This is a genomic window from Parahoeflea olei, from assembly GCF_001703635.1.
GTDB classification, from domain to species: Bacteria; Pseudomonadota; Alphaproteobacteria; order Rhizobiales; family Rhizobiaceae; genus Hoeflea; species Hoeflea olei.
The window spans coordinates 399,622-412,996 of the sequence record NZ_LQZT01000023.1; the positions used below are offsets into that span (position 1 = coordinate 399,622).

At 68.3% G+C, this 13,375-nt stretch carries 8 protein-coding genes; 6 read left to right on the forward strand and 2 right to left on the reverse strand.

Annotated features, from left to right (window positions below; genetic code table 11):
• Window positions 1–195 precede the first annotated feature (195 nt).
• Both AWJ14_RS14670 and AWJ14_RS14675 read right to left on the reverse strand, forming a co-directional pair.
• Window positions 196–1,104, reverse strand: a complete 909-nt coding sequence (locus AWJ14_RS14670; protein ID WP_066180697.1) for a LysR family transcriptional regulator — start codon at window positions 1,102–1,104, stop codon at window positions 196–198.
• 191 nt (window positions 1,105–1,295) lie between these two features.
• Entirely contained in the window at window positions 1,296–1,631 is a 336-nt protein-coding gene (locus AWJ14_RS14675) for a hypothetical protein (RefSeq protein WP_066180538.1), read from the reverse strand.
• A 184-nt stretch (window positions 1,632–1,815) separates the two neighbouring features.
• Between AWJ14_RS14675 and AWJ14_RS14680 the strand changes: the two genes are divergently transcribed.
• The 6 genes from AWJ14_RS14680 (at window position 1,816) to AWJ14_RS14705 (ending at window position 13,375) form a co-directional block, all read left to right on the forward strand.
• The gene (locus tag AWJ14_RS14680) at window positions 1,816–3,282 is read left to right on the forward strand and encodes an MFS transporter (protein ID WP_066180540.1); all 1,467 of its coding nucleotides are present in this window, start codon (window positions 1,816–1,818) and stop codon (window positions 3,280–3,282) included.
• A 158-nt stretch (window positions 3,283–3,440) separates the two neighbouring features.
• Window positions 3,441–5,618 (forward strand): DEAD/DEAH box helicase, encoded by a 2,178-nt coding sequence (locus AWJ14_RS14685; RefSeq protein ID WP_066180700.1) that lies wholly within the window; start codon window positions 3,441–3,443, stop codon window positions 5,616–5,618.
• Between the two features lie 456 nt (window positions 5,619–6,074).
• On the forward strand, window positions 6,075–6,542 hold the full coding sequence (locus tag AWJ14_RS14690; RefSeq protein ID WP_066180543.1) for a chemotaxis protein CheW: 468 nt from the start codon (window positions 6,075–6,077) through the stop codon (window positions 6,540–6,542).
• Between the two features lie 189 nt (window positions 6,543–6,731).
• The gene (locus tag AWJ14_RS14695) at window positions 6,732–10,088 is read left to right on the forward strand and encodes a transglutaminase family protein (RefSeq protein ID WP_066180546.1); all 3,357 of its coding nucleotides are present in this window, start codon (window positions 6,732–6,734) and stop codon (window positions 10,086–10,088) included.
• Between the two features lie 3 nt (window positions 10,089–10,091).
• Entirely contained in the window at window positions 10,092–12,491 is a 2,400-nt protein-coding gene (locus tag AWJ14_RS14700; protein ID WP_066180549.1) for a circularly permuted type 2 ATP-grasp protein, read from the forward strand.
• Window positions 12,492–12,496: 5 nt separating this feature from the next.
• Window positions 12,497–13,375 (forward strand): transglutaminase family protein, encoded by an 879-nt coding sequence (locus AWJ14_RS14705; RefSeq protein WP_066180552.1) that lies wholly within the window; start codon window positions 12,497–12,499, stop codon window positions 13,373–13,375.

Genomic DNA, 13,375 nt, shown 5'->3' on the forward strand with positions numbered 1-13,375 from the left:
GCCCCTGCCTACACAAATACTTTTGTCAGAAAGGCATTATCGGAAAAACCGATAGCAGAAGGCGGCGATCTCCCGTCCCCTGGCAGGCGTCCACCCGTGCCCGCGGCCACGTCCGGTCGTCGCCATCGCTTGTTGCTGGCGCGCAGATCCGCCATATGCGCGCGCAAAAGCGGCGCCATAGGTCTTCGATGCCTCTCAGCGCTGGCGCACGGCCCGCTGCGCCTGCGACAACCCGATGAAATCGCGGGCGGTCTGGGTCAGTTCGCTGCCGCGGCGCCAGGCCACGCCGACCTGCACCATCGGCAGGCTTCCCGAGACATCGCGGCTTTCGATCCGGTCGCCTTCGAGCGACCAGGGCCGGTAGACCAGGTCCGGCAGCAGCGCCACGCCCGCGCCGGTGGCGACCAGACTGCGCACGGCCTCGACCGAGCGGGTGCGGAAGGCGATCTTCGGACGCGAGCCGATCGCGCTCAGGAGCTTGGCGGTGCTTTCCTCGATCTCGTCGATGGTGAGCATGATCACCGGTTCCTCGGCCACGTCCGCCACGGTGATGCTTTCGGCAGGCACCAGCCGGTGGCCGAGCGGCAGCCACAGCCGGTAGGGCGAGACCTCGAGGATCTCGGTCTGCAGCGCCATGCGGTTGCGCAGGTTGGAGATCACGATCACCGCCACATCGAGCTCGCCGCCGATCAGCAGGTGTTCGAGATAGTCGCCATTGTCCTCGATCGCCGAGACGGTGACGCCGGGAAAGGCGCGGCGATAGCGCGCGAGCAGGTCCGAGAGAACATAGCCTGCCACGAGCGAGGTCACGCCCAGATTGAGTGTGCCGGTCATGGTCTCCTTGTCGCCGGAAAAGCTGCGCCGCGCATCGGAGACGTCGGTCAGGATCTTGGTCGCATGGCGCAGGAACTGGTGGCCCTTGTGGGTGATGGTGAGCCCGCGCGAATGCCGCTCGAACAGTTCTACCCCAAGATCGCCTTCAAGCTCGCGGATCGCCTCGGTCACCGCCGATTGCGAAATCGAGAGGTTTTGCGCCGCGCCGGAAACGGTGCCCTGGGCGGCCACGGCGACGAAATACTGCAATTGGCGAAGGGTGAAGGCCATGCCGCAGACAAGCAGCATTCTCTGCGGCTGACAACGGGGTCTGTCACCGCGGCATGCGGGGGAGCGGACGTGAGCCGTGGCAGGAGAGGGCGGAAAGGGAAGTGCGAGGGCGCGAGAAAAGCGCGCGTCGCGTCACGGACAAAAGGCGAAGGCGGGATCTGGAGGCGCATCCCGCCTTCGCTGAAGGGCGGTCAGAGGCTCGCCGTCTGGGTCTGCTTCAGGGGCTCGGCCTGCTTCAGGCATTCCGGCGGGTAATAGGGCCAGTTTGCCGTGGCGCAGGAACTCGCACGCATCCTGTCGGGCGAGACGACGCGGATCTGGGGGCCATGCTGCCGGTCAGGGCGGCGAGCGGCAACCGGCTCGGCGTCGAGCCGCGCGGTCTTGCCGACCGTTATGGCGGTGAGAGACGCGGTGGAGTTGGAGCCGTCCAGGGCTGCCAGACGGGGCAAGCCATCCGTGTCGGCGGCTATGGCGGCCGCGCCCAGGGCAAGGACGGTTGCAGCGGAGATGAGAGCGATCTTTTTCATGCCACATTAACGCCGCGGCAGCGCCTTGGTTCCCGACGCAGCTTTCGCACCGGACGAAAAGCCGCTGCGGATCGCCGGATTGCACGAAAATTCGCGTTCGATGCGGGGCAGGGCGGGTGGCCGTCTTGCCGCCGCCCGGGGGAGGGTTTAGGTCTCGGCGAAACCGACCGGAGTCCGGATCCGCATGACCGCAGCTGAGACCCACGCAGACGCCCGCCACGAACACCATGAGCGCCGCTGGATCGCGCTCGCCGTCCTGCTGATCGCAGGCTTCATGAACCTGATCGACGTGACCATCGTCAATGTCGCGCTGCCGAGCCTGCAGGCGGGACTCGGCGCCAGCAGTTCGCAGATCGAATGGGTGGTGGCGGCCTATCTGATGGCCTTTGCGGTCGGCCTGCTGCCGCTCGGCCGGCTCGGCGACATGCTCGGCCGTCGCCGCATCTTCCTGCTGGGCGTCGGCGCCTTCACGCTTGCCTCCACCCTGTGCGGGCTTGCGCCGAGCATCGAGACGCTGATCGCCGCCCGCTTCGCCCAGGGCGTGGGCGGAGCGATGATGACGCCGCAGACGCTCGCCATCGCACAGGTGATCTTTCCGCCCAGGGAGCGCGCCGCCGCCTTCGCGCTGTTCGGCGTCACCTCGGGCCTTGCCGCTGTGTTGGGTCCGCTCATCGGCGGGCTTCTGATCAATGCCGACCTGATGGGGCTCGGTTGGCGGCCGATCTTCCTCGTCAACATTCCCGTCGGCCTGTTTGCGGTCCTGGCCGGCCTCAAATTCATACCCGTGATGAAAGGCAACGCCGATGTCGGCATCGACATCGGCGGCATCCTGCTCGCGGCCCTGACGCTGCTGCTGGTGGTGTTTCCGCTGATCGAGGGGCGCGAACTGGGCTGGCCCGGCTGGAGCTTCGCGATGCTTGCCGCCGCCGTGCCGGCCGCCTGGGCCTTCGCGCGCTGGCAGGCCCGTCAGGCTGACGCCGGCCGCCCGCAATTGCTGCCGGTGGCGTTGATGACCAATGTCAACTACATGGTCGGCACGCTGGTCACCAGCCTGTTCTTCTCCTCGGTTCCCGGCTTCTTCCTTGTGCTCGCGGTGTTCCTGCAGACGGGCTACGGGCTCACGCCGCTGCAATCTGGACTGGCCACGGTGCCGTTCTCGCTCGGCGTGTTCGTGGCCTCGATGATCTCCGGCAAGCTCGCCCAGCGCTGGCAGCGGCCCCGCATCTTCCTCGGGTCGGTGATGCTCGCCGGCGCGATGGTCTGGATCAAGCTTGTCCTTGCGGGGCTGGGCGAGACTTTGGACACGGCGCTGTTGCTGCCGCCGCTGCTGCTCGCCGGGCTCGGGCTCGGCACCGCGGTTTCACCGCTGTTTCAACTGGCGCTCGCCAGCGTGCCCGATCGCGATGCCGGCTCGGCCTCGGGCGGGGTGCAGTCGTTCCAGCAGGTGGGGGGCTCGCTGGGGGTGGCGGTCATGGGGCATCTGTTCTTCTCGAGCCTGATGCGGGCGCAGGGCGCGGGGCTTGCCCCGGACCCCTGGCCCGGGGCGCTCGACATCGCGCTCACCTACCCCGTATTCGCCTATGCGCTGACGGCGCTGGCAGTGCTCTGCCTGCAGCCGCCCGCCGGCACGGATAAGGCCCGCGCGCCTTAGCCTTCGCATGCGCCCGTGGCCGCGCGGCAACTTTCTTGCCCGGCCCCGTTTCCTATTGCGGCGTTCTGCTCTATGAAGCGGCAAAGGCCGTCGCCGGAGTTCTCCCGCGAATGGCGCCCGCATGGGCGGGCCAGAACTCGAAGTCCGAAAGATCCGACATGACAGACCTTGCGACCATTGAACCGGCGATTGCCCGGGCGCTGGCAAAACGCGGCTATGAAACCCTCACTCCGGTTCAGGAGTCGATGCTGGCCCCGGAATTGCGCGACGCCGACCTTCTGGTCTCCGCGCAGACCGGATCGGGCAAGACCGTCGCCTTCGGCATTTCGCTCGCGCCGACGCTGATCGGTGAGGGCGAGGGCCTGGCGCGCGCGGAGGCGCCGCTGGCGCTGGTGATCGCGCCGACCCGCGAGCTGGCCCTTCAGGTCGAGCGCGAACTTTCCTGGCTCTACGAGGAGGCGGGCGCCCGCATCGCCACCTGTGTGGGCGGCATGAACATGAGCACCGAGCGGCGCACGCTCGAGCGCGGCGCGCATATCGTGGTGGGCACGCCCGGTCGTCTGCGCGACCACATCGAACGCGGCTCGCTCGATCTGTCGGCGATGCGCGCGGTGGTGCTCGACGAGGCCGACGAGATGCTCGATCTCGGCTTCCGCGACGATCTCGAATTCATCCTCGATGCGGCGCCCGATCCGCGCCGCACGCTGATGTTTTCGGCGACGGTGCCGTCCGGCATCGCCAATCTCGCCAAGCGCTACCAGACCAAGGCGGTGCGGGTGACCACCGCCGGCGAGCAGAAGCAGCATCTCGACATCGAATACCGCGCGCTTTCGGTTGCGCCGAACGACCGCGAAAACGCCGTCATCAACGTGCTGCGCTACTACGACGCCCGGAACGCCATCGTCTTCTGCAGCACCCGCGCCACCGTCAACCACCTGACCGCCCGGTTCTCGAACCGCGGTTTTTCGGTGGTGGCGCTGTCGGGGGAGTTGAGCCAGACCGAACGCACCCACGCGCTGCAGGCGCTGCGTGACGGGCGCGCGAAAGTCTGTGTCGCCACCGACGTCGCCGCCCGCGGCATCGACCTGCCGGGTCTCGAACTGGTGATCCACGCCGATCTGCCGAAGAACCCCGAAAGTCTGCTGCACCGGTCGGGCCGCACCGGCCGCGCCGGGCGCAAGGGCGTGTCCGCGCTGATCGTGCCCTACAACGCCCGCCGCCGCACCGAGCGGCTGCTCTCGGATGCGCGCATCGCCGCCACCTGGGCGCGCCCGCCTTCGGCCGCGGAAATCCTCGTCCGCGACGACGAGCGGCTGATGGCCGATCCGGCTTTCGAGGCAGAGATCGCCGGAGAGGAGACCGCGATGGTCGCCGCGCTGATCGAGCGCCATGGTGCCGAGAAGGTCGCGGCCGCGCTGGTGCGCCTGCATCGCGCCGGCCGGTCCTCGCCCGAGGAACTGATCGACGACGGCCCAGCCACGGCGCCGGGCGGCACTTATCCCGAGCGCGCGCCGCGCGAACATCAGCCGATCAAGGACGCGGTCTGGTTCTCGCTTTCGCTCGGCCGCAAGCAGGCCGCAGAGCCGCGCTGGCTGTTGCCGATGCTGTGCCGCGCAGGCCACATCACCAAGGCCGAGATCGGCTCGATCCGTATTCACGACGTCGAAACCCATGTCGAGATCGCCGGTGCCGCCGCGGCACGGTTCGAATCCGAGATCGGCCCGACCCGCAAGATCGAGAAGAACGTGACCGTCACCCGCCTCGACGGCGTGCCCGAAGCCCCGGCGCGCGCGCCACGGCCGCAGAGGGACAGGGACTTCGACCCGGCCGCCCGCCCCGAGCGGCCGGAGCGGCCTGCGCGCACCGGCGACGACGAGCGTCCGCGCCAGAAGGCGAAGCCGGATTATGCCAAGAAGCGCCCCTTCACCGGCGGCCGCAAGCGCGACGACCGTCCGCCGCGCGACGATGCTTACGCCGACCGCAAGCCATCGGCCCGCGATGACCGGTCAGGCGGGGCCGGGGAATGGCCTTATGACGACGCACCGCCCGCGCGGCCGGCTAAGGCCGATTTCAGGGGCGAGGCCCGGTCCGACGGCGCGCCCGCCAGGGACAAGCCTTATGCGAAGGATAAGAAGCCTTTCGACAAGGACAAGAAGCCCTACGCCAAGGACAAGAAGCCCAAGCGCGACAAGCCCGCGGCCGGAGCCGCCGCGGTTTCCGACACAAAACCGGCGAAGCCGCACCGCAAGGGCGCCAAGAACCCGCTCGCCGATGTCACGCGCCGCGTCACCGCCGATGGCGGCAAGGGCGGTCTGAAGCGCAAGCCGAAAGCCTGATCCTCTCCGGGGACGGCCCTGCCTGGGCCGGCTCCGCACCTTCCACGTGTGATCCGAATTACGGCCCTTGGCGCTCCGAACCACGGCCCTTGGCCCGGCGCGGCCTCGGTTCGCCGCGGCTTGTGTCGTGGGCGTGCCCGCGGTGCCGGTTTGGCGTGCGCGGCACGGCGCGGGGACCAGCGCCGGTGGCCCCGGCTGGTGGTGCCAGGGCGATCACTGACGGATTCCTGCAATCATGTGTTTTCGTATTCTTAACGAAGGCATGGTTAGGTGGCAGCGTGGGACTTGGCTATCGGTTGACCGGACGGCGAAATCCCATGCGCGAACCGGGGTTCGTTGCCGGGCACATGACGGCATATTGGGCGTGCCACCTGTTTTACAATTTATCAGCGGATGAGGCGGATCGGGTTCCGGCATGTATCGAGTTCGGACCGGTCAAATTGAAGCGAGGATACGATGAGCGACACGCAAACAGGCAACAAGACCTCAGGTCTCGAAATTATTTCGTTTTTCCTCGGAGAACAGGTGTTCAGCGTGAACATCATGGCTGTTCGGGAAATCCGCGGCTGGGCGCCGGCGACGCCGCTGGCCCACGCACCGCGCCATGTGCTCGGCGTGATCAACCTGCGCGGCACCGTCATTCCGGTCATCGACATGGCGCTGCGCCTCGGCCTTGAGGCGATCAACCCGACCGAACGCTCGGCGATCATCGTGGCCAGCATCCGCGGCCAGCTGGTTGGCCTTCTGGTCGACAACGTCTCCGACATGGTCACCGTCAGCGAAGACGAGATCCAGAGCGTGCCGGAAGTGGGCGCCACCGAAGTCCAGCGCATGACCACCGCGATCATCGCCAAGGACAAGTCGATGATCTCGCATCTCGACCTCGACTCGCTGCTCGACGAGGAAGGCGAACTCGCCGCCTGATCCTCGCAGCAAGACTGTCATCAAAAGGCGGGCGCGCCGGGCTTTCCCGGTTGCGCCCGTCTTTTTGCGTCCGCTCGGCCGAAAACCCTGCTGCGCGGGTGATGGCGCGTCTGCGCTGTGGACATGACCCGGCGGGCATTGCATGCTGTGCACTGCCCCCGCAGGGCGCCCGATCAACGGATGCACCCCATGTCGATACTGGCGAAGATCCACCACCTGACCCATTACAGATATGATAGGCCGGTCACGCTCGGCCCGCAGATCATCCGCCTCAGGCCGGCGCCGCACAGCCGCACCCGGGTGGTGTCGCACTCGCTCAAGATCAGTCCCGCCACACACTTCGTCAATTATCAGCAGGATCCCTACGGCAACTGGCTGGCGCGCTACGTGTTTCCCGAGCCGGTGCGGGAGCTGAAGATCGAGGTGGACCTGGTCGCCGACATGACGGTCTACAATCCGTTCGATTTCTTCGTCGAGGAATCGGCCGAAAAGTGGCCCTTCGCCTATCCCGAGGAAATCGAGCCGGATCTGGTGATCTACCGCACGCCCGAACCCGCCGGCCCGCGGCTTCAGGCCTTTCTCGACACGATCGCGCGCGACAGCACCGGGACCGTCGATTTCGTGGTCGGCCTCAATGCCCGGCTCGCGCGCGAGATCGGCTATGTCATCCGCATGGAGCCCGGCGTGCAGACACCGGAAGAAACCTTCCACACCGGCAAGGGCTCCTGCCGCGACACGAGCTGGCTCTTGGTGCAGGTGCTCAGGCATCTGGGTTTCGCCGCCCGCTTCGTCTCGGGCTATCTCATCCAGTTGAAGCCGGATCTGGTCTCGCTCGACGGGCCGCCCGGCACCGACCACGATTTCACCGACCTGCATGCCTGGGCCGAGGTCTATATTCCCGGCGCGGGCTGGATCGGGCTCGATCCGACCTCGGGGCTGCTGACCGGCGAAAGCCACATTCCGCTCGCCGCCACCCCGCACTACCGCAATGCCGCGCCGATCTCGGGTCTCGCAAGCTATGCCGAGGTCGATTTCGCCTTCGACATGCGCGTCGAGCGCATGGCCGAGCATCCGCGCATCACCAAGCCCTTCAGCGAGGAGTCCTGGGCCGCGCTCGATGCGCTCGGCCATGAGATCGACGAGAAACTCGAAGCGGGCGACGTGCGGCTCACCATGGGCGGTGAGCCGACTTTCGTCTCGATCGACGACTTCGAAAGTGCCGAGTGGAACACCGCCGCCGTCGGTCCGCAGAAGCGCGCCGCTGCCGACAAGCTGATCCGGCGGCTGCGCACGCGCTTTGCGCCGGGCGGTTTCCTGCATTACGGCCAGGGCAAATGGTATCCCGGCGAAACCCTGCCGCGCTGGACCTTCTCGCTCTACTGGCGCCGCGACGGCAAGCCGATCTGGCGCAATCCGGAGCTGATCGCCGACGAGGGCAAGGATACCGGGCAGGCCAGTCCCGAGACGGCGCGCGAGCTCCTGGGCGCGATCGCCAAAAATCTCGGCGTCGACCAGGACAATGTCGCTCCCGCCTATGAGGATCCCGCCGAATGGATCCTCAAGGAAGGCAAACTGCCCGACAATGTCACGCCGGAAAACTCGAAGCTCGAGGATCCGGAGGAGCGCCACCGCATCGCCACCGTCTTTGCGCGCGGCCTTGCCAAGCCCTCGGGCTTCGTGCTGCCGGTGCAGCGCTGGCAGGCGAAGGCCGCGGGGCAGGGCTGGCGATCTGAGAAATGGAAAACCCGGCGTGGCCACATCTTCCTGGTACCCGGCGACAGCCCGGTGGGCTACCGGCTGCCGCTTGGCTCGCTGCCGCATGTGCCGCCGGCCGCCTATCCCTATGTCAATCCGGCCGACCCGACACATATCTCCGGCGACCTGCCGGACGTGGCGCAGGCCGCCTTTGACGAGGCCCTGGCGGATGCGCGCGCCGCGGAAGCCGCCTCCCAGCCGGTGGCGCAGTTCACCGCCGCCGAACCGACGCAGCAGCGCGTCGAGCAGACCGTCGGCGATCTCGACGGCGCCGTGCGCACCGCGCTCTCGGTCGAGCCGCGCGACGGCCGGCTCTGCGTGTTCATGCCGCCGGTGGAACGGGTCGAGGACTATCTCGAACTCGTCTCCGCCGCCGAGACGGCCGCCGACAGGCTGGGCCTCAAGGTCCATATCGAGGGCTACGCGCCGCCGCATGATCCCCGCCTGAACGTCATTCGCGTCGCCCCCGATCCGGGCGTGATCGAGGTCAATGTGCACCCCGCCACCGGCTGGGACGACTGCAAGGCGATCACCGAAGGCGTCTACGAGGAGGCGCGCCAGTCCCGGCTCGGCGCCGACAAGTTCATGATCGACGGCCGCCACACCGGCACCGGCGGCGGCAACCATGTCGTGGTCGGCGGCGCCACCCCGCTCGACAGCCCGTTCCTGAGACGCCCGGACCTGCTCGCGAGCCTGATCCTGCACTGGCAGCGCCATCCGAGCCTGTCCTACCTGTTTTCGGGCCTGTTCATCGGCCCGACCAGCCAGGCCCCGCGCATCGACGAGGCGCGTCACGACAGCCTCTACGAACTCGAGATGGCGCTCGAACAGATCCCGCATCCCGATGCCGGCGCGCCGCCGCTGCCGTGGCTGGTGGACCGGCTCTTGCGCAATCTTTTGACCGATGTCACCGGCAACACCCACCGCGCCGAGATCTGTATCGACAAGCTCTATTCGCCCGACGGCCCCACCGGGCGGCTCGGTCTGGTCGAGTTCCGCGGTTTCGAGATGCCGCCCGATCCGCGCATGAGCCTCGCCCAGCAGGTGCTGATCCGCGCGCTGATCGCCCGCTTCTGGGAGAAGCCGGCCACGGGCCGCTTCACCCGCTGGGGCACGGCGCTCAACGACCGCTTCATGCTGCCGCATTTCATCTGGCAGGATTTCCTCGACGTGCTGCGCGACCTGCGCGACCACGGCTTCGAACTCCGCTCCGAATGGTACGAGGCGCAGGCCGAGTTCCGCTTCCCCTTCTGCGGCGAAGTCACCTACGAGGGCGTGCGGCTGGAGCTGCGCCAGGCGCTCGAGCCCTGGCATGTGCTCGGCGAAACCGGCGCCATCGGCGGCACGGTGCGTTACACCGACAGCTCCGTCGAGCGCCTGCAGGTCAAGCTCGAGACCGCCGATCCGACCCGCTACATGGTTACCTGCAACGGCCGCCCGGTGCCGATGGCTGCCACCGGCCAGGCCGGCGCGGCGGTGGGCGGGGTGCGCTACAAGGCCTGGCAGCCGGCGCTGGCGCTGCATCCGGTGCTGCCGGTCAACGCGCCGCTCACCTTCGACATTTATGACACCTGGTCGGGCATGCCGCTCGGCGGCTGCGTCTACCATGTCGCCCATCCCGGCGGGCGCAACTACGAGACCTTCCCGGTCAACGGCAACGAGGCGGAAGCGCGGCGGCTCGCCCGTTTCGAGCATCGCGGCCATACGCCCGGCGCCGCCATGCCCGTGCCCGAGACGCCGCATCCGGAGTTCCCGTTCACGCTCGACCTGCGCCGCAAACCGGGGATCTGAGCCGTGCCCGTTTCCGCCCAGGCATCCGCAAACGGCCGCCCGTCGATCGTGGCGGACTACGCCGCGCTACCCGGTGTCCCCGACGAGTTGCTGGCAGGCGACGGTTCGATCCGGCCGGTCTGGTCCGGGCTGATCGAGCGTCTCGACCGTCTCGGGCCGGAAGAGCGCGACCGCGCCTTCGCCCGGGGCGCCCAGTATCTGCGTGACGCCGGTGTGTTCGTGCGCCAGTATGGCGAGGGCAAGAGTGCGCGCGACTGGCCTCTGAGCCCGGTTCCCGTGATCCAGCCCGCCGCCGAATGGCGAGTGCTGGCGGAGGGGCTCGCCGAACGCGCCGATCTGCTCGAAGCCGTGGTCGCCGATCTCTACGGCGAGAACCGGCTGGTGGCGCAAGGCCATCTGCCCGCGGGGCTGGTTGCCTCCAACCCCGAATGGCTGCGGCCGCTGGTGGGGATCAGGCCGGCTTCGGGCCATTTCCTGCATTTCCTCGCCTTCGAGATCGGACGTGGGCCGGACGGGCGCTGGTGGGTGCTGGGCGACCGCACCCAGGCGCCCTCGGGCGCGGGCTACGCGCTTGAAAACCGGGTGGCTTCGACGCGGTCCTTTCCAGGGCTCTACGCCGATTCCAACATCGAGCGGCTGGCCGGTTTCTTCCGCGCCTTCCGCGACGGGCTCGACGCGCTGCGCCAGGACGCGGGCAGCCGCGTCGGCATCCTTACGCCCGGGCCGATGAACGAGACGTATTTCGAACATGCCTATATCGCCCGCTATCTCGGCATGATGCTGCTCGAAGGCGACGATCTGGTGGTCGAGGATGGCCGGGTGATGGTGCGAACGGTCTCGGGTCCCAAGCCGATCAGCGTGCTGTGGCGCAGGCTCGACGCCGCCTGGGCCGACCCGCTGGAACTCAAGGCAAGCTCCCATCTCGGCACGCCGGGCTTTCTGGGCGCCGTGCGCGCGGGCGGCGTGAGCGTGATCAATGCGCTCGGCGCCGGCGTGCTCGAAAGCCGCGCCTTCCTCGCCTTCCTGCCGAAACTCTCCGAGGTGCTGCATGGCCGGCCGCTGGCGATCCCCAACATCGCCACCTGGTGGTGCGGCGGCGCAGCCGAACGCGCCCATGTCCGCGCCAATGCCCATGCCATGCTGATCGGCGCCGCCAATTCCACCGGCCTGCCGCTGGAGCCCGAAGCAGGCGATGTTCTGAGGGGCGAGATGGCCGCGGGTGGCGGCGATCTCGGCGCCTGGCTCGAGGCGCAGGGACGCGAGCTGGTCGGCCAGGAGCTCGTGTCGCTGTCGACCACGCCGGCCTGGGAGAACGGGCGGCTGATGCCGCGGCCGATGCGCGTCAGGGTGTTCATGGCCCGCACCCGCGAGGGCTGGCAGCTGATGCCGGGCGGTCTCGCGCGGCTCGCCGCCTCGGGCCATGATCCGTCGGCCGTCTCGGTCAGCAGCGGCGGCTCGGTCGCCGATGTCTGGGTCGTCTCGGATGCGCCGGTGCCGGGCGATTCCATGCTCGCGCAGTCGGGCGAAGCTTTCGTGCGGGCCTCGCCCGGACTGCTGCCGAGCCGGGCCGCCGACAACCTGTTCTGGCTCGGCCGTTATGTCGAACGCGCAGAAGGCCAGATCCGCCTGACCCGGGCCTATATGAGCCGGCTTCCGGAAACGCCGGCCGGTGGCACCCCGCTGATGGGCGCGCTCGGATCCTGGCTCGACGAACGAAGTCTCGACATGGGGCAGGGCGTGTGTCCCGAGATCGCCCGCACCATCGCCATGGCGGTGAATTCAGCGAGCACCGTCCGCGACCGTTTTTCGGTCGATGCCTGGGCTTCGCTGGCCGATCTCGAACGCACGGTCGCCAGGCTCGCAGACACGGTGGTGCCCGGCGAGGATGCGGCGTCGGCGATGGGCGTGCTGTTGCGCAAGATCACCGGCTTCTCAGGTCTCGTGCACGAGAACATGTACCGCTTCAGCGGCTGGCGGTTCCTGACCATCGGCCGGGCGCTGGAGCGCGCGCTGTTCATGGCGGAACTGCTGGCGACCTTCGGGGAGTGGACCGGGCCCCATGGCGGCTTCGAACTTTGCGTCGAGGTGGGCGACAGCGTCATGACCCACAGGCGCCGCTATTCAGTCACCGCCAGCCGCGACACGGTGGTCGACCTGCTGGCGCTCGATCCGCTCAACCCGCGCTCGGTCGCCTTCCAGGTCGATGAGATCCGCGAGCAGGTGAGCCTCTTGCCCGGCGCCAATGTCAACGGCCAGCTCTCCGCGCTGTCGCGCGCGGTGCTCCGGATCCATGCCGATCTGTCGGTGCTCGGCCCGCAGGATCTCGACCACGCGGCGCTCACGGCGCTTAGCCGGTCGATCGGCGACCTGACACACGACCTCCACGCCCAGTATCTCGACTGATACCGATGCGCTACGATATCCGCCTCACCATCGATTATGCGTTTGAAACGCCCGCCGCCGGCGCGCGCCAGATCCTGCATGTGATGCCGCTTCCGATCGCCGGACGGCAACGCCTGGTGGCCGCCCATCTCAGCGTCGAACCGCAGCCTTCGATGCGCCGCGACCGGGTGGATTTCTTCGGCAATGCCGTCACTGAACTCGCCTTCGCCGAGCCCCATCAGGATGTGGTGATCGCGCTTGCGGCCCGGGTCGAGGTCTCGGGCAGCGCGGCCCCCGTCGGACCGTCACCGGACCTGACCTGGCTGATGTGGGCGCTGCGGGCGGAGGCGGATCTCGGTCCGCGCTCGCCGCTGCATTTTCTCCCGGCCTCTCCCCATGCCCCGCCGGTCGCCGCCATCGCGGCCTGGGCGCGTGCCCTGTGCGAGCCGGGGCGGCCGGTGTCGGACCTGGTCGAAATCATCGGCGCGGCGCTCCACCGCACCATGCGCTTCGATGCGTCGGCGACGACCGTGGACACGCCGGCGGCCGAAGCTTTCGCCGCGCGCCACGGCGTGTGCCAGGATTTCACCCATATCATGATCGTGGCGCTCCGCAGCCTCGGCATCCCCGCGGGCTATGTCAGCGGTTATCTGCGCACGCTGCCGCCGCCGGGCCGCGAACGGCTCGAAGGGGCGGATGCGATGCATGCCTGGGTCTCGGCCTGGTGCGGGCCGGATGCCGGATGGGTGGAATACGATCCCACCAATGCGGTCTTCGCCGGCACCGATCACATCGTCGTGGCCCATGGCCGCGATTACGCCGATCTCGCCCCGGTCCGCGGCGCAATGCGCACCTCGGGCGGACAAACCAGCAGCCAGGCCGTGGACGTCATCCCCGTCGGCTGA